Raw genomic sequence first — 23,256 nt, 5'->3', positions numbered from 1 at the left:
CCTGCACCTGAATGTGTCGCCGTCGATGGCTATCGGCGCCCCTCGACCGGCCGGATGATTCCGACATTTTTTTCGATGCTGATCGTCGTTCCGAACGGCGCCGACAGCCGCTGTAGCCGCTCGAGGATCGCCTGTGCCCGCGCGGGCGATGCCATTGCAGGAACGCCCTTGCCCGCGCCGCGCACGTCGACGCCCAGATCGATCGGGTAAAGCCTGATTTCGACGACCTGCCCGCCGACGTAGCGGCTGGTCGCGATCACCGATTCATACAGATTGGGGTCCGAGAAAGATCGCGTGTTGCGGGCTTGCAACAATTCGGGAACCGTCGCCGCGCCGGGCGCGACGCCATATTGCTGGAACATGTCGTCGGGAATTTCGTCGAGCGAATTGTTCATCATCGCAAAGTTACCGAGCGAATAGAATATCGGCCGCCCTTTGTAGATTTCGATGCCGCGAAGCTGATGCGGGCCGTGGCCCATATAGACGTCGGCGCCCGCGTCGATCACATCATGCGCAAGCTGGATCGCGAAATCCGCCGGTTCCTGCGAAGCGTTCGACGGTTCGTGATTATGGACCGAGAAGATGACGAAATTGCCGTTCTGTTTCGCCTGCCGGACCGACAGCAGATTCTCGTCGACATCGCGCTGGTTGACGCGATAGCTGAAGGCCAGCTTCCCCTCGCGTGGCGGACCGGCCTTGTAGTGGCTGCCCATCAACATGACGCCGTCGTCCTTGCGCCCGTCACTGCGCAGTTCGGAGCGCGCGGCGAGGCCCGCCAGCATCTCCAGTTCGCCGGCCGACACGACCGTCGAGCGGCGCGTGCGCAGGCTGTTGACCCCGGGTCTGCCGGGAACGCTGCCGACCGGATTGGCAGCGACCGACATCGGCGTGAAGGTCGAAGTGGCCGAGACGATGGCGACACGGCCCTTGGCAGTGTCGAGGTAGCGCGGTGCGCGCGCTGCCGCCATCGTCTTGCCGGTTCCGCCCCAGACCAGCTTCGCCGCGGTCAGCTGGCGCCCCGTCTCGTCCATCCCCTCGACGCCCCAGTCGGTGGCATGATTGTTGGCATGGCTGACGATGGTGAAGCCCATGGCGCGCACATCGGCGGGAACGCCGGGATCGGCGTGCATCCAGGTGCCGCCCGATTCCGCCTGCGGCACCGCCCTGGTATCGGTCAGGTCGATGACGCTCGTCTCGAAATTGCCGAAGGTGACGTCGGCACCGCGCAGCAGGCGCAGCAGATCGGGACTGCGCGCTTCGATCGTCGGCAACATCGGGCGCAGGTAGATGAGGTCTCCCGCGCCCGCAATGGTGAAGCCGTCGGCGATCGGCACCGTCGGCACCGGCGCCGTTTCGAGCCTTTCCTGTGCCGACAGCGTCAGCGCGAGCGCGAGAGCGAACCCGGCCGCGACCGTCCCGGCGATCCGCGAGGCGGAGAGGAAGCGCGGCCGGGTGCCCATTATTGGACGCCTGCGGTGGCGAGCAGGATGCCGAGACCGACGGTGGCGCCGTGCAGGCTCTTGGCCTTTTCGACGTCGATCCATTCATCGAGCGAGTGCGCACGGCCGCCCTGTCCGCCCGACCCGATCGTCACCGCCGGGATGCCGAGGCTCATCGGAATGTTCGAGTCGGTCGAGGAGAAGGAAGGTCGCGGATCCAGCCCCTTGGCACGGATGATCGCATCCGCATTGCGGACAATCTGCTGCGTCGCTGCGGTCTCGCCCGCCGGACGGTCGCCGATCAGCTTGACGTCGGCGGTAACCGGTCCTTCCTTGACCGACCGAGCTGCATTCTCGCCGTCGACGCTGTTCTTGACGACGGCGAGGAACGCCTGTTCGAGCTTGGCGAGTTCAGCGGGGTTTTCCGACCGCATATCGAATTCCATGAACACTTCGTTCGGGATCGAATTGACCGAGGTGCCGCCGCCGGTGACGCTGGCGGCATAGGTGGTCTTGGGCTTGGCCGGGACGGGGATCTTGTAGAAGTCGACCACCGTCTGGCTCATCGCCGCCATCGGGTTGACCAGTCCGAACGCGCCATAGCTGTGCCCGCCCGGCCCCTTGTAGGTGATACGATAGCGCCGCGATCCGACGCCGCCGTTGACGATCCGCGACGCATCGGTCCCGTCCATCGAGAAGAAGGCCTTCACCCGGTCCTTATACTTGCCCTTGGTCAGCAGGTAGCGGACGCCGCGCAGGTCGCCCGGCCCTTCCTCGCCGACATTGCCGACGAAGATGATGTCCTGCTTCACCTTGATCCCGCTTTCCTTCATCGCGCGCGCATAGGCGAGCAGCACGGCCAGGCTGCGCGTGTCGTCGCCGATGCCGGGGGCATAGAGGCGGGTGCCGTCTCGGCGAACCTTGATCGGCGTACCTTCGGGAAAGACGGTGTCGAGGTGCGCGACGATCATCACCGCCGGGCCGCCGGCGGGGCCGGTGCCGCGATAGACGCCCATCGCATTACCCTCTTCGTCGATCTCCACATCCTGGAGTCCTGCGTCCTTCAGCATTTCGGCATAGGCCGCGGCGCGCGCGGCCTCCTTGAACGGCGGCGCCGGAATTTCCGTAAGCTTGATGATCTCTTCGATCATCCGGTCATGGTCGCGGTCGAGGATCTTGATCGCCGATTCATACCCCTTGGTCTTCAGCACGGCCTCGGGCTTCGCCTTGGGGGCGGCCTGCGCGGGGGAGGCTGCCATCAGGGCCGCGCCCAGGGTCAGCAACACCATGTTACGCATAAAAATTCCTTTCGCGAATTGGGGAAAAGCCATTCAGACTTTGGAGACCGGGGTGGTCTCGATTTCAAGCGCCAATGCGGCCGGTTCGGGTTCCTCTTCAACGCCGAGGACGCCCTCCCAGCGCGCGACCGCGGTGCAGGCCACCGCGTTGCCGACGACATTGGTCGCGGTGCGGCCCATGTCGAGAAAATGATCGATCGCGAGGATGAGCAACAATCCGGCTTCGGGCAGGTTCACGAACGACAATGTCGCCGCCACGACGACCAGACTGGCGCGCGGCACACCCGCCACACCCTTTGATGTCACCATCAGGATCAGCAGCACCGTGAACTGCTGCCACAAATCCATCTCGACGCCATAGGCCTGGGCGATGAACATGATCGCAAAGGCCATGTACATCATCGACCCGTCGAGATTGAACGAATAGCCGAGCGGCAACACGAAGCTGGAAATCCGCCGCGGCACGCCGCCCCTGTCGAGGGCTTCGAGCGTGCGCGGAAAGGCGGCTTCCGACGAAGCGGTCGAAAAGGCGAGCAGAATTGGCTCACGAATGTTGCGCAGCAGCACGATCGGGTTTGCGCGCAGCAATATCCATGCGGCGGAAAGAAGGACAACCCACAGGAGGGCCAGCCCCAGATAGAAGACACCAATGAAGTAGCCGAAGGTCACGACGATGCCGACGCCGCGCTCGATGACCGCGGCAGCAACCGCCGCGAAGACGGCGATCGGAGCGACGCGCATGACATATTCGGTGATCTTGAGCATCACCGCGACCATTTCCTCGACCAGCCCCGCAAGCCGTTGGCCGCCACTGCCAAGGCTGGTAATACCGACGCCGACGAACAGCGACAGGACGACGATCTGCAATATCTCGTTGTTCGCCATCGCGTCGAACATCGATGTCGGCACCAGATGTGTGACGAATTTGGCGATGCTGAAATCAGCGGTGGCGAGGCTGGTCGATCCGGTCGCGGTGGGCAAATCGAGTTCGAGGCCGACGCCCGGCTTGAAGATGTTGACAAGCACCAGGCCGAGCAGGAGCGAAATGAAACTCGCGCCGATGAACCAGGCCAGCGCCCGTCCGCCGATCCGACCGAGCGCCGAGGTGTCGGCCATATGGATAATCCCCGACACCAGAGTGGCGAATACCAGCGGTGCAATGATCATCTTGATCAACCGCAGGAACAACGTGCTGACGACAGAGAAATGGCCGGCGATCGTCGCAAGCCGCTCCTGCGTCGCCGCGGTGCCGTCCGCCATTGCTGCGTTGATCGCCCAGCCGACCAGCAAACCGAGCGCGAGGCCGATAAAGATGTAAAGCGTCAGGCGCTTTGCCACGTCGATTCTCCATGACGGGAGTGAAGTATACCGCTTTACCGGATGCGGGGCGGCGCAAGGTTCGGACGCAACCGCATTGTGCGGGCAGCAGGCGGCCGGACGCGACCGGCCCGCAATAGGGACGCCACGACCACCTGTACTCGACCACCCTGTTGGGTAGGGTTATTCCCAGACCAGCTTCTGCGCGTATTGGCTCATGCCCGTATTGCTATGTGCAATGTTCGGCGCGTAATCGAGCTTCCATGCGAATTTGGCGCCCAGTTCATGCGCCACCTTGCGGCCATAGGCATGGAAGAATTCGCCGCGCGCCAGCCGGTGGACGCCCTGCGTCATCGCTTCGGGCGTCCGCGAAAGCTGGTGATGATTGGGGTCGGTGTCCGCTGTGCCAAGCAGGATCGTCAGCGGTTTTTCCAGTGTCGCTGTCAACCCGGCGGCGTCGGTGGGTGCACCCTTCAGACCATAGGGATATTGGATCGCCAGATCGGGCATCGTGTACCAGCCGGCGTTAGCGGCGACCGCCCGGCTGTAGCGGGCGTCGGGCCACAGTTCGACGAAACGATGCACGAACTGCCCCCCTGCCGAGTGGCCATAGATCGCATATCGGGGCACCTTGGTGCCCGTCGCCTGGCGAACAGCATCGAACATCGGTTCGATCGACGCGAACGACCATTGTTCGCGCGGCCGCGGATTGCCGGCCTCGTCGACGATGTGCCCGACATTATAGGTCAGCGAAGTCGGAAAATCCTCCTTCGAATATTCGGGAGTCAGGACGATATACTGCCCCTCATTGGCGTAGGGGATCCACGCGTCGCGGTAACCGTCGGCATTGCGCCCGGCACCGTGGATGACGAAAAGGATGCGCGTTGTCTCGGTCACCTTGTCGGGCCTGTAATAATGAACGCGGAGCGGTTTTCCGGCCCAGCCGGAAAAAAGGAAGCTCCCCGCACCGGGTTTGAGGTCCGGCAAGGCCGGCGCCTTGTCCTTCGCCGCCTTGGCGGGGGCCGCCGCCCGGGCCAGGGCGGTGGAGCCGATGGTCCCTCCCGCCACGGCCAGGACCAGCATCGCCAGACCGATGGCCCGCGCCGACGCCTTCCGCCGGCGCATCAGAACTTCACCTCGATCGACGCGAAGCCCGAGCGTCCGACAACACCATAGTCGAGGATATAGCCATTGTCGTCAAAGGGCGTCGCACCTTCGGGCACATTCGGCCCGGTCTTGTCGAACAGGTTGGTGATGCCCACCGACAGGCGCCACTTGCCACCACCGAATTCGGGCCGGATGCTCGCCCCGATGTCGTGCCGCCAATAGGCGCCATAATAGAGGTACAGCGGATTGGCGAACCCGGCCGCTTCGGCCGCCGCCACACGATCGTTCGACGACACCATCGGCCCGATATAACGCACGCGCCAGTCGATGTTCCACAGCTTGTTCGTGTAACCGATCCGGGCGCGGACAACGTCGGTCGGCGACGAAATCTGCCCCCTGGTATTGGAAATTTCGGTGCCGTTGATCCCCTGATACTGGGTTTCCTTCTTGATCACATGCGTCCAGTTGAAATCGAAACGCAGGTCGCCGGCGACACCGACCCCTTCCAGCGGCAGCCGATAGGCGAACGACGTATCGATGCCCGAGGTCGAGATGCGATCGAGGTTCTGCGGCACCTGATTGATCTGCAGGATCTGGCCGTCGGCCCCGCGGATCACCGACTGGCAGAACTCGTTGCCGGCGAAATTCGTCGCGTCCGAATAGCACTGACGCAGCAAAATCTCGTTATCCAGCGCCGAGATCGCGTTGGTCACCTTGATGTTGTAATAATCGACCGACAGGTTGAGCCCCGGCAGCGAGCGCGGCGAGATCACCGTGCCCAGCGTGAAGGTCGTGCCTTTTTCCTCACGCAGAGCCAAGCTGCCCATATTGGGCGACTGGATCGAGGTGGAGGACTGGGTGAACACGCCGTTCGAGGCGATCGTTGCCGCGATGCCCGGGTTCAGGCGGCAATTGCCGGCAACCGTGCCGGCGGTCGTTGCCGTGATGCCCGAACAGATGTCGACCACCGTGTCGGTATCGTCGCGCGGCGGCGAGTAAAGTTCGGGAAGGCTGGGGGCGCGTTGCGCCGTGCCATATTGGGTACGGAAACGCAGCCCTTCCACGGGCATCCAGTCGGCGCCGGCATGATAGCTGTACACCGTGCCGACGTTCTTCTGGCTATAGTCGGACACGCGGCCCGCGAAATCGACCTTCAGTTCCTCGAAGAACGGCTTGCCGCTGAGCAGCGGGACCGACAGTTCGGCAAAGGCTTCCTTGACGTTGAAGCTGCCGCTGAAGCTCGGAACCGCCGCGACGTTCGAGATGACCGCAAGCGTCTGCGCATCGCTGCCCGACGTGCCCTTTTCACGGCGATATTCACCGCCGAGCGCAAGCTGCACCTTGCCCGCCGGAAGCTCGAAGATCGAACCGGTGGCAAAGGCCTGGAACACGTCCTGACGCAGCTTCGTGTAGAATGTCGAATCATGGCGGATGTAATTAGCCGCCTCCGGCGTGATCGTCCCGACGCCGAAGATGTTGATCGGAACGCAGCCGGCAGCGCGCGCGGTGGCATCGCGACACTGGATCACGCCGCTCGCCAGACGCTCGGCATCGAGCGCATATTTCAGATTCTGCAGGTTGATGTTGTTCAGTCGCGTCTGGACCTGATCGAAGGTGCCATAGGAATAGGTTGCGTCATAGGTCCAGTCGCCGCCCAGCTTGCCGCGGACGCCACCCCAGACGCGCAGCGTGTCGCGATCGCTGATCGTGTCGCGATTGCCCAGTTCGTCGAAGCGCCGCCGCCAATCGATTCCGCTGGCCGGAGCCCCGGCGCGGATTTCGGTCGGAACGAAGGGATTGTCGCGCGAGATGCGCCCGATCGCGAAGGTAGGCAGGCCCGGAAGCGGAACGCCGATCTCGTCGCGAAGGAAGACCGTGCTCGAATCGCGATAGCCATAGGGCGCGCGGGTGTAGAAGGTGTCGAGATCGGAGAATTGCACCTCGACATAGGGGACAAACGCCTCCGACACTTCGAAACTCGCTTTGCCGGCCAGCGCCATCACGGTGCGCGGCAGGCGCAGCGTGTCATCGAAGCGATCGTTATAGCCGTCGCGATTGGTCACAAATCCCGTGCGCAGCGTGCCAGCGTCGTCATAGAAAAAGGCGCCGCCGCGAAAGCGTCCGCCCGGCGTATCGGTGCTCAGCGCGGGGTCGCTGATCGTGTTGGTGCCCGAAGCGAAAGTCCAGTTCTTGGTCGCGCGGGCAAGGCGGTCGCGCGCGAGCAGGCCGCCATCGTCGTCCCAGCTGCCGCTGATCGCAAAATAGCCACGGCCGTCTGCAAATTTGGCGCCGAAAGTGGCGGCGACCATCGCCTCCTCAGCCCCGCCGCCGCCGGTCAGCGCGGATCCGATGCGACCGCGCAGACGCAGGCCTTCGAGCTTGGATTCAGTGATGACGTTGACGACGCCCGCGATCGCGTCCGATCCATAGACCGCCGATGCGGCGCCGGTGATGACATCGACGCGCTCGACGAAATCGACGGGAATGGTGTTCAGGCTGACCACGCTGCGGTTCGCGGCATTGGCAACCGTGCGCCGTCCGTTGATCAGCGTCAGCGTGCGCGAACTCGACAGGCCGCGCAACGCGACCGTGCTGGTGCCGGCGTTCTGGATGGTCCCGTTCGGCTGCCCGACGGTGGTGTCGACGAGGTTGACGCCCGGCATTTCGGCAAGGATTTGGCCAAGATCGGTCTTGCCCGATGCTTCCAGTTCTTCCGCACCCAAAATGTTGATCGGCACCGTCGCCGAAAAACCATCCTGCTTGATGCGCGTGCCGGTGACGACGATGCTTTCACCGTCGGCCAAGGCCTCACCTTCGGCCTCTGTGCCCGACGTCAGATCCTGCGCCATCGCGGTACTCGACACCATCGTCAGCAACGCGACCGCAAAAGATTTCCTGAAACTCACCATCTCGACCCCCTTTTTTTCACGACCAACAAGTGGCGTTCCTCCTTGAACAGGAAGAAGAAGACCGGGGCGCAAAGCCGCTCGTCGCTTCTCCTTCCGGCTTTTGGTGCGTATCAGCGGGTCCGGCGGGCATTCGCCGACCGACAGCCGTCGCAGCATAAAGCAGCCTCGGTCGATCAGGCAGACCAGCCCGACCGAGGAGGACAGTTGAACCGGCGAAGGGAAACAAGGCCAATATCAAGGCTTCCCCTACCTATAGAAATTTTCTATGGATTTTGAGCCAGACGCCGGCAGCGACCCAGGATTTCTCTCCCGATTTGGCGGAATGACGGCAATGCCCGGTGCCATGCACAGATGATCGGCAGCCGCTTGACCACGTCGGTATATGCCTGAGGGGAATAGGTAATAGGTCGCCGACGCCGTCCGTCGGCAAGAGCATATCCACGCTCCGCCGCCAGCAAATATCTTGGCGCAATGCCAGCTATTTCGTTCGATGACACAGGCTTCCAGGCGACTGTCCGCGCCTGGAAGCGTTCAGTCCTCGTCGCCGTAGAGGGCCACCTTGCGTTCGCCCGTACTGCTGGCGCTGCCGCGCGACATGCCGGGCGTGTTGAAAGACCAGTCCGCCGCTCCGCCGGGTCCGGTGACGATCACCCCGCCGGTGCCGCCCAATTGCCCGATCTCGGCCATGACGGCATCCGCGGCTTGTTTTGGCGTCTCGCCTTTCATGCGGACACGCGCGCAAATCTCGTGCGCCGCGCCGACGCGGATGAAATATTCGCCCGCCCCCGTTGCGGAGACCGCACAAGCGCGGTTGTCGGCATAGGTTCCGGCGCCGATCACCGGAGCGTCGCCGATGCGTCCCCAGCGCTTTCCGGTTCGTCCGCCCGTCGACGTCGCCGCCGCGACATTGCCGTCGGCATCGATCGCGACGGCGCCGACGGTTCCGAATTTCAGGTCGACGTCGTACCAGCTCAATTTGTCAGCCTTCATCCGTTCGAGCTGCTTACGACGCTCGGGGATCGCGAACCAGGAAGGATCGACTTGCGGCAATCCCTGCTCGATCGAGAAACGGTCGGCTCCTTCACCGCCGAGGAAGACGTGCGGGCTTTTTTCCATGACCGCCCGCGCGAGGCTGATGGGATTGCGCGTGCGCGTGATACCCGCCACCGCACCCGCCGCGCGGGTGCGCCCGTCCATGATCGCGGCGTCGAGTTCGTTGCGCCCTTCCCAGGTAAAGACGGCGCCGCGCCCCGCATTGAAGCGCGGATCGTCCTCCAGCACCTTGATCGCCGCTTCGACGGCGTCCAGCGCGCTGCCGTCGGCCGCCAACACACCAGCCCCCGCATCGAGCGCCGCATTCAGACCGGCACGAAGCGCCTGATCCTGCTCCGGCGACGTCTTGCCCCGGGCCATCTCCCCGGCCCCGCCATGGATGACGATCGTCCATTTGTCCTGCGCATAGGCGGAGGGCGTTGTCGCGACGCAGAGCGCGCCGATCAGGGTCAGGAAACGCATGCAAGATTACTCCCGATAGGATCGTCCCAAAAACCATCGCCCGGCCTTGGGCATCAGACGTACAAGCGTTCGGGCCGGATCTGGCGCGGCTCGACGCCATGTTCGCGAAGCAGTTCGGGCCAGGGAAGGTCGAACAACAGGGCTTCGGCGGCGAGCGCCATCGCGGGCGATGTCTGCAGCCCGTAACCGCCCTGCCCGGCGAGCCAGAAGAATCCCGGCGCGTCGGGCGCGAACCCGGCGGTGGGTACCTTGTCCGCCACGAAGCTTCGCAAACCGGCCCATTTTAGCGCGATCCGGTCCACCGACAATGTCGTCGCCTCTTCGACGCGCCACGCGGCAAGCGCCGTTTCATAATCTTCCGGCTGGGCATCGCACGCCGGCGATGGCGTGACATCCATGGGAGAAGCCAGGAGCCGGCCGGCATCGGGCAACATGTAGAAGCCATCGTCGAAGACCGTCTTGAGAAACGGCCAGTCCGACACATCGAGACCCTGTGGCGGATCAAAGCCGATGATAGTCCGCCGGAGCGGGATCAATCCGAGCGGGCGGACGCCGGCAATCGCCGCGAATTCATCCGCCCAGGCGCCCGCTGCGTTGACGACGATCCGGGCTGCGTAACTCTCCTCCACCGTATCGACGATCCAGTCGGACCCGTCGTGCGCGATACCCGTAACCCCGGCGTGGAAATGTATCTCGCCTCCGGCCGCCCGCAGCGCGCGCGCATTGGCCTGGAGGAGCAGATCGGCGTCCAGCTTGCGACCACCCGTATCGACCAGCCCGGCAACCGCGCCGCCCGTCCCGACCTTCAGCACGGGGACGATCGCCTGCATCTCAGCCGGTCCCACTTGCGAGATATTGTCCGAAAAACGCCGCATTTCGGTTTCGAGCGCCGTCAGTTGGTCCATCGTTTCGGCCGTGGCGAAGAACATGGCCGATTTCGTCTGCCACAGCGGCGGCAGTTCCTCTCCACCCGGCGGATTGGCGAAAAAGTGGCGGCTGGCCGCCGTCAACCCGCGCACCGCATCATCGCCGATGCCGAAATGATAGAAGGTCGCGCTGCGCCCCGACGAATGATAGCCAAGCGCGCTTTCGCGTTCGAGCAAGATGGTTTCCGACCGCTGCGCGAACCGCGCCGCCGCCGACACCCCGGCAATCCCGCCGCCGATCACCAATATGTCGACCCGCCTCAACGGACATTCCCCTTCGCCGGCGCCGGGCGCCGTGTCGCCGCCGGTCGATAGCGTGCGATCGCCTGCCTGACCGCCGCGATGTCGAGCGCCTCTCCCCTCGCCGCCTCGGCTTCGGCCGTCGCCTGCCGATCGATGGTCGTGGCCATCAGCAGCGAATTATAGATTGCTTCCTCGGCCGCTTCCGACACCGCCACGAACAGCGGCGACATCTCGTCATTGGCCAGTTCGGGATAGGCCGCGACGCCGGCGCGCCGTGCTGCCGTCCGGCGAACTCCGTCGGCGGTCGAAAAAGCGATGGCATAGTCGCCCGACCCGTTCGAAAAGGCCGCCCCGGTTCGCGCCAGACCCGCGATCGCACGATGAGCGAGCCGGGTCAGATTCCGGTCGCTGAGCGGCGCATCGGTCGCCACGACGAGGATGATCGACCCGTCGGCCGACGCCCGCTCGCTATGCTCGCGCAGATAATAGCGCCCCAGGGCTTTGCCGACGGGGACGCCGTCCATCGTCAGCGTCCCGCCATAATTGGTTTGCACCAGCACGCCGACGCGATAGCCGCCCAGCGCCGGCGGGAGCATGCGCGAACTCGTGCCGATACCGCCTTTCCAGCCAAAGGCCATGGTGCCCGTGCCGGCGCCCACGCTGCCTTCCGCAACCGGGCCGCCGGTTGCGGCCTCGATGGCGGCGATCACGTCAGACCGGCCGATCACCCGCTTGCGGATGTTATTGAGGACACTGTCGTTGGTTTCGCCCACCACCGCATTGACCGACCGGACATGTTCATTGCCGGGCCGCGTCAGGGTCCAGTCGAGAATGCCATCGATCGCCGGTGCGACGCTCAACGTGTTGGTCAGGACGATCGGAGTCTCGATCTCGCCCAACTCGGCGATCTGCGTCGCGCCCGCAAATTTGCCGAAGCCATTGGCGACGACGATACCCGCCGGCACCTTGTCCTGGAAAATATTGCCGCCGTGCGGCAAGATCGCCGTGACGCCGGTCCTGACGTCGGCGCCCTCGATACGTGTCACCTGGCCAACTCGCACGCCATCGACGTCGGTGATGGAATTGAGAGGGCCGGGCGCAAATATTCCCGGCGCGATACCAATGTCGCGAGCGTGGACGCGCGGCTGGTCGACGACCTGCGCCGAGGACGATCCGATTCCTCCCATGCCTATCGCAATCCCGGCACCGGCCAGCAATGCGGCCAGCGTCCCTCGCCGCCCTCGCCTCAAGCGATGGCCAAGCCTGCCCAGGCCGGACCATTGGCTGGATACGACCCCGGAAATACCACAAATATCGAAGGACAAGCGCAATGATCCGCTTTGCTGACTGACAGATGTTGCTTGCCTAATCCGCAACGGACGATCCGAACAATATCTATCCGGCGGCGGCCTATAGAAATTTTCTATAGGCCTGAAAGGCGCTTTTCAGATGCTTCAGCAAAACGGTCGCCAATTTCGACGGGGGCCGGTTCTGCAGATAGATGGCATAGACGTTGAACGGGATGGGCGGCTGGAGCGGCTTGAAGGCGATGTCGGGCGTAGCGGTCGCCTGCGCCGTGAAACTGTCGACGATCGATACGCCCGCCCCGGACCGGACAAGCGCCGCCGCGACAAAGAAGGTCTGGGACGAGACGACGTCGTTCAGCATCACCCCCGTCTGGGCGAGTTCCTCGGACAGCAGATTGCCCATCGGACCGCTCTTGACGGTGGTGATGAACCGATGCCCCTCCAGAGCGTTCAGCGGCATGCGCGGCGCGGCGCATTGAATCGCGCCCGGTTTATAGACCGCGACCAATTCTCCCGTGCCCAGCACGTCGAAGCCGACGGGGGCGGTCGACGGCACGTCATAGCTGATGACCAGGTCCGTTTCCCGCTCGTAAAGCTTGCGCACCATGTCGTCGTGATGCGCCGTGTGCAGTTCCAGCGACACGCCTTCGTGCTTGGCCAGAAACGCTGTCACCGCGTCCGGGATCGCCCCGAGCCCGAGGGACGGCAGCACCGAAACGCGCAGTGTCCGCCCTTGCCCGAACCGCAGGTTGCGGCTCGCCCGCCGGAGCTGGTCGACACGCTTCTGGACCTCCGCCACCTCCAGGAAAAGCTCGTGCGCATCCTCGGTGGGGACCAGGCGCCCCTTCGTCCGTTCGAATAACGACAGCCCGAGGCTGGTCTCCGCATAACGCAAGATTTTCGTGACCGACGGTTGCGAAATATTCAGCACCCGCGCCGCGGCGCTGACCGAGCCAGTCACATAAACGGCGTGGAAGATTTCAATCTGGCGAAGTTTCACTACGCATCCTGTTGTCGCTCGGACGAATATCGTGTCGCGATGGTTGCCTGACATGCGAACGGCAAAATTGATTGCGCATTCAAAATGAACGCTAACACTTACGCGCAACTCCACTAGCCCGCCGGGCGAGCGCCAGCAAGGACATGTCGCGCGGTTAAATCCGGCTTGGCGGCGATGACGGTGAAATACGAATGTCCGCTTTCAAGGCACCCTGCCAATCCTCGTCGAGCCGCGGAACGACGTCGCGGACGAGCGAATCCGAAAAGGTCTGGTTTTCTGGGAAAAGCTCAATCTCGGTGGACCGATGCGACCCCCTGCGGAGGGGTAGGTGGCGGAGACGGAGGGATTCGAACTCAGCTGAAAAACCTAGGTTTTCTGCCGGATTTCGTCCCAATGATCCGTAGCGAGACCACGAAATAGACCACGAAAATGAGTTCAAAAAAACCCTAGTGATTTCAGAGTCTCACGACGTGAGTTCGATTCCGTGCGTGGGATTCGAACCCACAGTCAACCTATCATAAAGCGTTGATTTTAGAATGATTTTTTGGTCCGTTTTGCAACCAACCGCTTAGCTATGACTAAGCCACTGATATTACTAAATAGTTCGCTATTGTCGAACCACAATTTAGACCATGCGTCGCTTCCCTTCGAAGCCGTCTTTCACGTCGTCTATCCAAGCGACAACCTCCCGCTCGCTCCACCTCGCGACGAATGGCGAGATCTTGTAGGGAGCCGGAAATCGACCAATCCGGATCATCGAGTATATCATCGTTTTTCCTAGTCCTACGCGGCATGAGACTTCGTCGAGCTTGAGGAATCTCTCCGGAAGCATGGCCTTCGGTTCGGGCGTTTCGGGTCGATCATCATCGTTGTTTTGTGGCTGCTGGGGCATTTCGTGCGTCCAATGAGTTTGCGCCGGGAAGGAGGCGCCCTCCGTCGAACTCAGGGTGCACTGAACCGACAGCGGCATGATCGGCGATTCTTTCCCGCAGAACGAGAGTGCGCGCCGCGCAACAACATCCTTCCCGGATGCACCACGCACAGGGCGTCCGGAGAACGAGCAATTATGAGCTGCTTCATGGTCTCTTGACCTTGAAGTGGCTTCAACGTCTATGGGGCGTCCGGCCAGCCCTCGATCGCGTCCCCGATCGAACTAGACGAAGCCTTGCCGGAGAAAACTTCTTGAAGACGATGCCCACGATTACGACCCGCACCGCGGTAGCTCTTGCGTTGTTGTTGGCTTTCCCCGCGACTCCCGCCGTGGCCCAGGAGCATCACGACGAAGCAGATGAGGGTGAGGAAGATATTGTCGTGCAAGCGACCCGCTCAGGCAGGCGCGTCCAGGACGAGGCTATTCGCGGCTCGTCGTCGAGGAGACCGCGCGCCTCCTGCAATATTTTGGCTGCGAGACACGCATCTTCGACCCGTCCGACCTGCCCCTTCCCGATCTGGTCGCCGACGACGATCATCCGGCTGTCGAGGAGCTCAGACAGCATTCCATCTGGTCCGAAGGTCAGGTCTGGTGCAGCCCCGAACGTCACGGCCAGATCACCGGCATCATGAAAGCGCAGGTCGATCATCTCCCGCTCGCCTACAAGGGCGTTCGCCCGACACAGGGGCGCACGCTCGCGGTGATGCAGGTTGCGGCGGGTTCGCAGTCGTTCAACAGCGTCAATACGCTCCGCATTCTCGGCCGCTGGATGCGGATGATCACCATCCCCAACCAGTCGAGCGTCGCGAAGGCTTATCAGGAATTCGACGAGGCGGGCCGTATGCGGCCCTCAAGTTACTATGACCGGATCGTCGACGTCGCCGAGGAACTGGTGCGCTTCACCGTGCTCACGCGCGGCCATGCCGACCAACTCGTCGATCGCTATTCGGAGCGCAAGGAGCACATGGAGCCCGTCGTGACCCCCGCCGAATTGGCGCAGTTGCCCGGGACCAAAGCGGACTAGACATTTGTCATTGGGATGGTTGGATTCTGTTTGCCCGAAGCTGTATAGACGGGTGATGAATTCCAATATGCGCTCGCCGGCTGGCGGATCAAAATCTGCAAATGGCTTGACGCCCTTGGGCCATGGCAGCTCCGATAGTAACAACGGCCCAGCGCCCCCGCTCTATGCCGCGATCAAGCAGAGCATTTGCGACGCCGTTCGCGACGGTCATTTGAAACCCGGCGACCGCGTGCCGTCCGAATCCGAGCTCGTCGAGCAATTCGACGTATCGCGGATGACCGCGAACCGGGCGCTGCGTGAACTTCAGGCCGCGGGTGTGGTTGTTCGCCGGGCCGGTAGCGGCTCATTCATCGCCGAACCGAAACCGATCGGCCAGATGATCGAGATCCGCAATATTGCCGAAGAAATCCGGGAACGCGGCCATGTGTATCGGGCGCGCGTCGTCCAGAATGACGAGATTCGGGCCAATGCCGAAAAGGCGGCGCTTCTCCAGGTTCCGGTCGGAACAAAGCTGTTCCATTCGATCATAGTGCATCACGAGGCCGAATTCCCGATCCAGCTCGAGGAGCGCTTCGTGCTCGCGTCGGCGGCTCCCGATTATGGCAGTATGGACTTCACGCAGACGACGCCGAACGAATATCTGACGCGCACCGCGCCGCTCGAACGCGTCGAGCACCGCGTCCGGGCCGAGATGCCCGATGCGCAGACGCACAGTATGCTTGGGCTGTCGGACGGCGAACCGGTGCTTCGCATGACCCGCCGCACCTGGAGCCATTCGCGTCTCGTTAGCCACGCTTGGCTGACGCATCCGGGATCGCGCTTCGAGCTGTCGGCCGCCTTCTCGATCGACGACTGACGCGTCAGGCGGGGCTTCGAGTTACCACCACTGGCTTGCGGCGGCGGCGCAGCCAGCGGAAATCGGCGCGATTGAAGCTTTTGAACAGCAGGTAGAAGCCGGTCCCCGACAGCCAAAGGGCGCCGAAGGCAACGAAGATGATCAGCGGATGGTTGAAGCTCTTGCGGTTCACATAATCCATATTGTGGAGCATCCAGAAGAAATCCCACGTTCGCCATGTGTCGCCGCGCATCACAAGGAAGCGAGCGGTGTCGAGCGAGACATAGGCGCTGCTATTCTCGGCATCGGCAAAATCGACCCGCCACATCGCGCCTTCATGATCGCGCGCTTCGAGATTCGGCTTCGCCAGCACGCTGACCTTGCGGATCGGCGCCTCGTTCATCATCGAGGCGACGCTGCGCGCCATTTCCTCGTCGACCCGAACGACCTCACCGCTCGTCGCATCGACAAGCCGGAAGCCTTTCTGCGTGCGGAGTTCATAGATGGGCTGAGCGCCGAGGTCGCGCAGCACCACGCCGGTTACGGACTCTCCCTGCGGTAAGGCTGCGATATCATAATATTCGCCTGGGGGCAGCGGATGGGCATGCGACATACCGCCGCCGTGGCCTCCGACCTTGTCCTTGTCGAGCAGCGCCATGACCGAACCGCTGAGCGCCCAGAGCAGGAACTGGAGGCCGAGGATCAGGCCGACCCATTTGTGGATGCGTCGGAAGAAAAGCGGGGTGAGACGAATCTTCTTCATACCTTCTTCCCTTTGCGACGCTTGAACGACCAGATCAGCAGCCATGCCCCGGTCAGCGCCATGGCAAAGGCGCTCCATGTGGCGACACGAAGCAGCGGATTGTTGACGTCCGTTCGCTCGTCATAATCCATGATGTGGAGCATCCAGGCGAAATCAAAGACGCGCCAGAGGGCATGGCGGCGCGAAATCAGTTCGCCGGTCTGCGGTGAGAGATAGAGGGTCGGACGATTCCAGCCCTCGAATTCGACTTGCCAATAGGGCGGCTTGCGCGACTGCATTTCCTGCGGCGCCTTGGTGAGCAAGCGCACCGACACAATCTTGCCGTCACCGGTATAGATGCGCCGCGCCTCCGCCCGTACCTGGGACTCGGTCAGGGCAGGCAGCGGCGCGCCCGAGCGGGCATCGTAGAGCCGGGGGCCTTCGGGCGTCTCGGCGCGCCACACGGGCGACCCGAAAAAGCGCTGGAGCCGAAGCTCGGACACGCCGGGAGCGGCCGCGACGACCTGCGACGGCGCTGCCAGGCCGTCGAGGTCGAAGGGCTGGGACGCCGGGGAGCGCACCAGATGATCGCCATGAATGGTGTCGATATGGACGACCACCATGTAAAACCCGGTCAGTGTCCAGAGCAAAGCCTGGACGCCGACCACCAGCGCCAGCCATTTATGCGTTCGCCGAACAAGCAGCGGCCAACGGATCGCCATACCGCTACCCTCAGAACGCGGTGCGGAAGCCGACGTAGAAGCGCCGTCCGAGCAGGTCGTAGGTCATCGTGTCGGTGTTCGCATCGGTAAAGCTCTGGATATAGGGCGCCTTGCGATCGAAAAGATTGTCGACGCCGACCTGGAAGCGTGTCTTCTCGTCGATCTCGAACGCGACCTGGAGATTGTGGTAGAAGACATTCGGCGTGCTGTAGCCGATTTCTCCGGGCGCCGCATTGAAGTCGGTCGCCTTGCCGATCCACTGCGTCGACCAGGTCGCGCTGACGCCGTCTTTCTCCGCGGTCAGCACGCCATAGCCACGCCACTTCGGGTAACCGCCGTTGCCGCCGCCGATGAAGCCGTCGAAATCGATCGGCGCGCCGCCCGGGAAGGGCAGAACGACATATTTGTTGAGGTAGGTGAGGTTGACGTCGAGCGAGATGTTCACGCTCCCGATGCCGCCCGCATAGACGAGCCCCAGATCGAGGCCATTCATCTCTTCGCGACCGGTGTTGATCGGCTGCGCGGAGAGGAAGGTCACTTCGCCTGTCAGCGGGCTGCGTGTGAAATCATCGCAGAAGGGATGCGACAGGTTCGCACTGGCATAACAAATGGCAAGCTTCGTCGAGCCGGGAATCGCGCGGATCGCGTCCTTGATCTTGATGTCGAACCAGTCGGCTGTGAGCGACAGGCCCGGGATCAGGCCCTTGGGCGTGACGACCGTGCCGACGGTCCAGGTCGTCGAGCTTTCGGGCTTGAGATTCTCGTTACCGCCGACCGTGGTGAGGATCGTCGTGCCGAGCTGGACATAATTTGCGGGTACGCCCGACGCCTGACAATTGGCGATCAGCCCCGCATTGCCGCTCGTCGAGTAGCGCGAGCAGGGATCGGTGGTCGTCAAATTGCCCTCGGACACGCCGCCAAACAGTTCGGGAACGTTCGGGATACGGAACCCCGTGCCATAGGTGCCACGGAGGCGGAAGCTGTCACTGATCATCCAGTCGAGGCTCGCCTTGTAATTCCAGTCGCTGCCGAACAGGTCATAGTCGGAATAGCGCACCGCCCCGTCGAGCGTCAGCGCCTCGAAGAAGGGCTTGTCGGCGAGGATCGGCACCGACAGTTCGAGATAGGCTTCCTTGGCGACGCTCGTCCCCGAAATCGGGCTTTGCTGATTGGTATTGGCGATACCGAGCACGGTCAGCGGATCGGGATCGCGCCAGCCTTTCTCCTTGCGATAGACCACGCCCGCCGCGAACGAGACGGGCCCCGCGGGCAGCTTGAACAGGTCCCCGTTCAGGTCTGCCGTCACCGTCGCCAGCTCGTTGCCGCCGCGATCGCGCGAGGTGAACAGGATATAGTCGAGAACCTCGGGCGTCAGGTCGCCAAAGCCGAGATAATCGGCGCACGGGATTGTCGCTCCGGCAGCGAGGCTGCACTTGGTCGTATCGATCGTGTTCCGGACCCGCTCAAGATTGGCGATGTTGGTCGAGCCGTCGACGGCGGTGTTGCGGCCGAACGCGCCGGCGACTTCCCAGCCCCAATTGTTCGAGAGCTTGCCGCGAAGCCCGAAGGTGCCCTGCCAGGTGTCGGTTTCCTGGAAGAACTGGCGGGGACCCGGCTCGGCGAGGCGGCGCTGGATGAGGACGATATTCTGCCCCGTCGGGTTGGTCGGATTGCTCGCCGCGATCGAGAGATTGCGCAGCGTTCCCGGTGTCGCGATCTGGTTCGACTTGCGGAACGTGTAGAGGAACTCGCCGAACGCCTCGATATCGTCGGTGAGGTCATAGTCGGCGAAGAAGGCGGTACTAACGCGTTCGACCGGGCTCACCGCGTTGAGGAAGGGGTTCGAATTGAAATTATGCTTCGCGGCGCTGTACGGCTCGAAGAAGTTGCCGTTGCCGCCCAGCACCTGGTTGAAATTGATCTGCTGTCCGTTCGGCAACACCGCGCGGCCGCCGATCGTCGAGGCGCTGTTGACGCAGCCAAGCGTACCCGGCGTGGTTTCGGCAAGCGAGCAGGGTGCGCGCGAGGCCATATTGACCGCCTTGGTCTTCTGATAGGTCACCGCCGCCATGAAGCCGCCGCGATCGTTGCGAATGCCCCAGAGCAGGTCGGCGGTGAAATCCGAGCCGTCGCCCTTTTCGGTAATGCCCTGGCGGACGCTCAGGCCGAGACCTTCGTAGTCGGTGCGGGTCACGAGGTTGACGACGCCCGCCATCGCGTCGGCGCCGTAGATCGCCGAGGCGCCGTCCTTGAGGACATCGGTGCGTGCGAGCGCTGCGACCGGGATCATGTTGAGGTCGGGCGACGAGTTGGCGCCGGTGCCGCCCGCGACCAGACGGCGACCATTGAGCAGCACGAGCGTGCGCTTGATGCCGAGGCCGCGGAGATTGACCTGCGCGGTGCCATAGCCATTGTTCGCCCAATAGGCCGAGGTCTGGTTGCCCGCGAAGCCCGCATTGGCGGGAAGACGCTGGAGCACGGTCTCGATGTTGACGACGCCGGTGTTTTCGATCTGCTCGGCGGAGACGACCGTGGCCGGGCCGACGCCCGCGAGATCCTGGCGGCGGATGCGCGATCCGGTCACGACGATGTCGTTGCCGCTGCTGGCGCTATCCGCGCCTGCCTGAGGCGCCGACTCGGTCTGCGCGAACGCCGGTGCCGAAATGCCTGCACAAACTGCTGCGCCGGCAAGCAAAACTGTCCTGATCTTCATCGCGAAACCCCCTTTTGGTTGCGTTACCCACCGCAGAGAGCATCAAATGTATATACAGGTCAATGAAAAATTTCGTTGACGATCAATACCTTAGCTTCAAATATCGGGCGCATAGTCGGTCTCTATAATACGCACGCCAAGCGACCACCCCTCACCTTCGAGCAATTTTTTTTCGAGAATCGCAAGCCGCAGGATCAACGACGCATCCTGTAGGCCGGAAACACTGAAATCTCGCCAGCGCGGTCGAAGGCGAGCACGTCAAATGAGTCCTTGCTCCCGTCAGGCATTTCCATCCCCGGCGAGCCGCGCGGCATGCCGGGTACGGCGATGCCGATGATGCTGCGCGGCTTGTCGCGGAGGAGCCGAGCGATCTGGGCCATCGGCACATGGCCCTCGATGGCATAGCCTGCAACGATGGCGGTGTGGCACGAGGCGACCTCCTGCGGCACCCCGAAGCGGGCCTTGACGGCGGCCATGTCTGTGCGGTTCTCGACCGTGACGGCATAGCCCGCCCCGCGCGCAATGTCCGCCCATGCCTCGCAGCAACCGCATTCGGGATCGCGGTAGACGAGAAGCGCCTTGTCATCGGGTGCGGCCGGCGCATTTGGCCGATCAGTCGTCGTGCGTCCGGCCGGCACCTTTTTGTCGCAGCCAGCCAGAACCGCGCCGCCTCCCAGGATCAGCGCGAACAGGCTTCGGCGGCTACAACACAAACCAATGGTCATTTCCGCTCCAAAATCCGCTTCATCTGGTCGATTTCCTGTTTTTGCCCGGCGATGATGCCGCGGCACAGGGCCCGCACTTCCGGGTCAGTGAGGCTTGCCTGCTCGCACATGAGAATGGCGCCCGAGTGATGCGGGATCATCGAGCGCAGGAAGGCGCTGTCGTCGATGGTGGTCTGGGTCCGGATGAGAGCGAAGCTCCCGAAGAAGGCCAGCGACGCACCGCCGAGAAGCAGAATATTGCGGCGCTTGTCGGGAAACATGTCGGGCATGGCGACGACCATCAGGACGACCATCGGCGCCACCATCATCAGCGTCATGTAGAGCATGTTGAGGTTGTTGTAGAAGCTCGACAGACGGTCGATCATCACGAACATCACCATATACATGATGACGCCACCGACAAGCGTTTGCCACGCGAGACTGCGATAAGCCGGTTTCATTCCGTTTCTCCTGCCGTTTCGCCGCCCCGCAGCTAGAACCAGACGCGCACCCCCGCGACGAAGCTGACACTGTCTGGATCTTCGCCCGCGGCCCGCGCAAAGCGAGCGGTATCGCCGATTTTGCGGGCCCACTCGACCCCGACATAGGGTGCGAATTCCTTGACGACTTCATATCGCAGGCGAAGCCCGAGTTCGACGTCGGACAGGCCGGCGCCGATACCGCTCTCGGGAATGTCCTGCGCGGCCAGGTTGAATTCGGCCATAGGCTGCAGAATCAGCTTCTGGGTAAGGCGCTGGTCGTAATAGCCCTCGAAACGGCCGAGCAGATCGCCCTTGGTCGAAAGGAAGAGAGCCCCCTCGACTTCGAACCAATAGGGGGCCAGTCCCTCGAAGCCGATCGTCGCATAGGTGCGGTCGGGACCCGGTCCGAAGTCCTGCCGGACACCGGCCTGAGCATTGAAATAGGGGCCGATGGCGCGGCTGTAGAGCGCCTGCACTTCGCCGCCTTCGATGCCCTCGCCGAAGACTCCCTCGCCTTCGCTCTTGATGGTCAGCCGGTTGATATCGCCGCCGTACCAGGCTTCGCCATCCCAACGGAAACCATCGCGGCCCTTGCGCGCCTGATATTCGGCGAGATTGAAGCTGATGAAGGCGATGGTCTGCGCCCCATTCTCCTTCATCATCTCGTGGCGCGAGTGGTCCATTTCGGCCTTAGGGTAGATACGATCGGCATACCAGTCGCCGGGCGGCGCGGGTGCGGCGGCATCGCCCGGCGGCAGATCGGTGCCGCTGGCGCCGCTCGCCGCCTCCATGCCTTCCATATCGGCCATGGCCTGCGACGCTGCGCCCTTCGGGATGCAATGCCCCATTTTGGCGTGTTCGGGCGGACAATCGGGATCGGACGCCGGCTGCGCCGCATGATCCATCGCGCCCATGTCGGGCACGTCCGGCTCGGGCGTGCAATGCCCCATCGCCGCATGTTCGAGTGCGCAGGTCGAAGCCTCGGGTGCCATGTCCATGCCCTGCATAGCGCCATCGTCCATCTTCTCCGCCGACCCTTCGGCGGGTGCTTCGGGCGCGGGCTGCGTCGCCGGGACAGGCGCGGGCGGGGGCGAAGGCGCGGGGGTGGGCGCCGAGCCGTGCATCGAATGGTCCATCGGCTGCGCCATGGCGGGGGCTGCGAGCATCAGCGGCGCGATGCCCGACAGGAGATAGGCGATACGGATCACGCTGCGTCTCCCTTCGGGCGGACGCTGACGACGCGCATCATGCCGGCGTGCATATGGTAGAGGAGGTGGCAGTGGAACGCCCAGTCGCCGAGCGCATCGGCGGTGAAATCGAAACTCGCCGTCCCGCCCGGCTGGACCAGCACCGTATGCTTGCGCGGCGAGCGATCGCCCTTGCCGGTGACCAGTTCGAAGAAATGGCCGTGCAGGTGGATGGGATGGCTCATCATCGAATCGTTGATGAGGTTGATCCGCACCCGCTCGCCCTCGATGAAGGGGATCGGCTCGTGATGGTCGGACATCTTCACCCCGTCGAACGACCACATGAAGCGTTCCATATTGCCGGTCAGGTGGATGTCGAGCGAACGCGAGGCAGCGCGCACGTCGGGATTGCGCTCAAGCGCCACGAGGTCGTGATAGGTCAGCACCCGGTGTCCGACATCCTCCAGCCCCTGCCCCGGTTCACCCATACGGTCGGTCGGCATCGGCGAAATCGTCTGGACGCTGGGATCGCGCTTGACCTGGGGCGCGACGCTGAAATCGCGCATGCTGTGCTGCATGCCGCCCGATCCATGATCCATGCCCGCCATTGCACCGCCTTCGCCTGCCGGCGTGCAATGGCCCATCTTGGCATGTTCGGGGGAGCAGGCGGAATCGCCCGTGGGCATCGGCATCGCGCCCATGCCGTCGCCGCCCGAATGGTCCATCCCGGCCATCGCGCCGCCGGACATGTCACCCATGCCCATGTCCTTCATCGTCGCGAGCGGTCGCTCGCGCAGCGGCGGAACCTCGGCGGCCATGCCCGCACGCGGCGCCAGGGTGGCCCGGCCCAGGCCC

General features: G+C 63.2%; 18 protein-coding genes and 1 pseudogene. 2 read left to right on the top strand and 17 right to left on the bottom strand.

The features are described 5' to 3' along the window. Window positions 1-29: 29 nt before the first annotated feature. From ASD67_RS20910 to ASD67_RS20865, 10 genes are all read right to left on the bottom strand, one after another. Entirely contained in the window at window positions 30-1,460 is a 1,431-nt protein-coding gene (locus ASD67_RS20910; protein ID WP_056351190.1) for a CapA family protein, read from the bottom strand. After that, entirely contained in the window at window positions 1,460-2,737 is a 1,278-nt protein-coding gene (locus tag ASD67_RS20905) for a M20/M25/M40 family metallo-hydrolase (protein ID WP_056351188.1), read from the bottom strand. Before ASD67_RS20905 ends, ASD67_RS20910 begins: the two co-directional genes overlap by 1 nt. Window positions 2,738-2,770: 33 nt before the next feature. Continuing rightward, the gene (locus ASD67_RS20900) at window positions 2,771-4,075 is read right to left on the bottom strand and encodes a dicarboxylate/amino acid:cation symporter (protein ID WP_056351186.1); all 1,305 of its coding nucleotides are present in this window, start codon (window positions 4,073-4,075) and stop codon (window positions 2,771-2,773) included. A gap of 162 nt (window positions 4,076-4,237) precedes the next feature. Continuing rightward, window positions 4,238-5,179 carry a hypothetical protein gene (locus ASD67_RS20895; protein ID WP_056351185.1) on the bottom strand — a complete coding sequence of 314 codons (942 nt, stop codon included), beginning with the start codon at window positions 5,177-5,179 and terminating at the stop codon, window positions 4,238-4,240. Continuing rightward, the gene (locus tag ASD67_RS20890) at window positions 5,179-8,070 is read right to left on the bottom strand and encodes a TonB-dependent receptor plug domain-containing protein (RefSeq protein WP_056351183.1); all 2,892 of its coding nucleotides are present in this window, start codon (window positions 8,068-8,070) and stop codon (window positions 5,179-5,181) included. The genes ASD67_RS20895 and ASD67_RS20890 overlap by 1 nt, the downstream gene beginning before the upstream one ends. Window positions 8,071-8,601: 531 nt before the next feature. Further along, a complete protein-coding gene (locus ASD67_RS20885) occupies window positions 8,602-9,585 on the bottom strand; it encodes an isoaspartyl peptidase/L-asparaginase family protein (protein WP_082545224.1) in 984 nt (327 codons plus the stop codon). A 53-nt stretch (window positions 9,586-9,638) separates the two neighbouring features. Further along, the gene (locus ASD67_RS20880; protein ID WP_056351181.1) at window positions 9,639-10,775 is read right to left on the bottom strand and encodes an NAD(P)/FAD-dependent oxidoreductase; all 1,137 of its coding nucleotides are present in this window, start codon (window positions 10,773-10,775) and stop codon (window positions 9,639-9,641) included. Continuing rightward, window positions 10,772-11,941: a P1 family peptidase gene (locus tag ASD67_RS20875; protein WP_056351179.1), complete on the bottom strand. Its 1,170-nt coding sequence runs from the start codon at window positions 11,939-11,941 to the stop codon at window positions 10,772-10,774. Before ASD67_RS20875 ends, ASD67_RS20880 begins: the two co-directional genes overlap by 4 nt. 223 nt (window positions 11,942-12,164) lie before the next feature. Next, window positions 12,165-13,061, bottom strand: a complete 897-nt coding sequence (locus ASD67_RS20870; RefSeq protein ID WP_056351177.1) for a LysR family transcriptional regulator — start codon at window positions 13,059-13,061, stop codon at window positions 12,165-12,167. A gap of 625 nt (window positions 13,062-13,686) precedes the next feature. Next, the gene (locus ASD67_RS20865) at window positions 13,687-13,893 is read right to left on the bottom strand and encodes a helix-turn-helix transcriptional regulator (RefSeq protein WP_056352268.1); all 207 of its coding nucleotides are present in this window, start codon (window positions 13,891-13,893) and stop codon (window positions 13,687-13,689) included. Between the two features lie 514 nt (window positions 13,894-14,407). On the opposite strand from ASD67_RS20865, the pseudogene arsH reads away from it, so the two are divergent. Together arsH and hutC are read left to right on the top strand one after the other, a co-directional pair. Then, a pseudogene (gene arsH, locus ASD67_RS20860) lies at window positions 14,408-15,016 on the top strand (arsenical resistance protein ArsH); the annotation flags it as partial. Window positions 15,017-15,020: 4 nt separating this feature from the next. Further along, entirely contained in the window at window positions 15,021-15,872 is an 852-nt protein-coding gene (gene hutC / locus ASD67_RS20855) for a histidine utilization repressor (protein ID WP_235535770.1), read from the top strand. A gap of 4 nt (window positions 15,873-15,876) precedes the next feature. Here hutC and ASD67_RS20850 read toward each other — a convergent pair whose 3' ends face one another. From ASD67_RS20850 to ASD67_RS23830, 7 genes are all read right to left on the bottom strand, one after another. After that, window positions 15,877-16,614, bottom strand: a complete 738-nt coding sequence (locus ASD67_RS20850; protein WP_056351173.1) for a PepSY domain-containing protein — start codon at window positions 16,612-16,614, stop codon at window positions 15,877-15,879. Continuing rightward, the gene (locus ASD67_RS20845; protein WP_056351171.1) at window positions 16,611-17,315 is read right to left on the bottom strand and encodes a PepSY domain-containing protein; all 705 of its coding nucleotides are present in this window, start codon (window positions 17,313-17,315) and stop codon (window positions 16,611-16,613) included. Before ASD67_RS20845 ends, ASD67_RS20850 begins: the two co-directional genes overlap by 4 nt. A gap of 10 nt (window positions 17,316-17,325) precedes the next feature. Beyond that, window positions 17,326-20,028 carry a TonB-dependent receptor domain-containing protein gene (locus ASD67_RS20840; protein WP_056351169.1) on the bottom strand — a complete coding sequence of 901 codons (2,703 nt, stop codon included), beginning with the start codon at window positions 20,026-20,028 and terminating at the stop codon, window positions 17,326-17,328. Window positions 20,029-20,222: 194 nt separating this feature from the next. After that, on the bottom strand, window positions 20,223-20,753 hold the full coding sequence (locus ASD67_RS20835; RefSeq protein WP_056351167.1) for a DUF411 domain-containing protein: 531 nt from the start codon (window positions 20,751-20,753) through the stop codon (window positions 20,223-20,225). Continuing rightward, entirely contained in the window at window positions 20,750-21,193 is a 444-nt protein-coding gene (locus ASD67_RS20830; protein WP_056351164.1) for a DUF305 domain-containing protein, read from the bottom strand. Before ASD67_RS20830 ends, ASD67_RS20835 begins: the two co-directional genes overlap by 4 nt. A 32-nt stretch (window positions 21,194-21,225) precedes the next feature. Then, window positions 21,226-22,422, bottom strand: a complete 1,197-nt coding sequence (locus ASD67_RS20825) for a copper resistance protein B (protein WP_056351162.1) — start codon at window positions 22,420-22,422, stop codon at window positions 21,226-21,228. After that, window positions 22,419-23,256: multicopper oxidase domain-containing protein (locus ASD67_RS23830; RefSeq protein WP_235535769.1), on the bottom strand; the 838-nt coding region annotated here is incomplete at its 5' end. The genes ASD67_RS20825 and ASD67_RS23830, both read right to left, overlap by 4 nt.

The sequence above is a fragment of the Sphingopyxis sp. Root1497 genome, from assembly GCF_001427085.1.
Classification (GTDB): Bacteria; Pseudomonadota; Alphaproteobacteria; order Sphingomonadales; family Sphingomonadaceae; genus Sphingopyxis.
The sequence above is the reverse complement of the archived record's forward strand: the minus strand, read 5'-3'. Positions and strand labels throughout refer to the sequence as shown.

What these genes read in the sequence shown, in the direction of transcription:
- ASD67_RS20850 (WP_056351173.1), bottom strand. Translation starts at nt 16,614, where the DNA reads ATGAAGAAGATTCGTCTCACCCCGCTTTTCTTCCGACGCATCCACAAA.
- ASD67_RS20830 (WP_056351164.1), bottom strand. Translation starts at nt 21,193, where the DNA reads ATGAAACCGGCTTATCGCAGTCTCGCGTGGCAAACGCTTGTCGGTGGC.
- ASD67_RS20840 (WP_056351169.1), bottom strand. Translation starts at nt 20,028, where the DNA reads ATGAAGATCAGGACAGTTTTGCTTGCCGGCGCAGCAGTTTGTGCAGGC.
- ASD67_RS20910 (WP_056351190.1), bottom strand. Translation starts at nt 1,460, where the DNA reads ATGGGCACCCGGCCGCGCTTCCTCTCCGCCTCGCGGATCGCCGGGACG.
- ASD67_RS20845 (WP_056351171.1), bottom strand. Translation starts at nt 17,315, where the DNA reads ATGGCGATCCGTTGGCCGCTGCTTGTTCGGCGAACGCATAAATGGCTG.
- ASD67_RS20865 (WP_056352268.1), bottom strand. Translation starts at nt 13,893, where the DNA reads ATGCTTCCGGAGAGATTCCTCAAGCTCGACGAAGTCTCATGCCGCGTA.
- ASD67_RS20905 (WP_056351188.1), bottom strand. Translation starts at nt 2,737, where the DNA reads ATGCGTAACATGGTGTTGCTGACCCTGGGCGCGGCCCTGATGGCAGCC.
- ASD67_RS20835 (WP_056351167.1), bottom strand. Translation starts at nt 20,753, where the DNA reads ATGACCATTGGTTTGTGTTGTAGCCGCCGAAGCCTGTTCGCGCTGATC.
- ASD67_RS20890 (WP_056351183.1), bottom strand. Translation starts at nt 8,070, where the DNA reads ATGGTGAGTTTCAGGAAATCTTTTGCGGTCGCGTTGCTGACGATGGTG.
- ASD67_RS20885 (WP_082545224.1), bottom strand. Translation starts at nt 9,585, where the DNA reads ATGCGTTTCCTGACCCTGATCGGCGCGCTCTGCGTCGCGACAACGCCC.
- ASD67_RS20895 (WP_056351185.1), bottom strand. Translation starts at nt 5,179, where the DNA reads ATGCGCCGGCGGAAGGCGTCGGCGCGGGCCATCGGTCTGGCGATGCTG.
- ASD67_RS20875 (WP_056351179.1), bottom strand. Translation starts at nt 11,941, where the DNA reads ATGGGAGGAATCGGATCGTCCTCGGCGCAGGTCGTCGACCAGCCGCGC.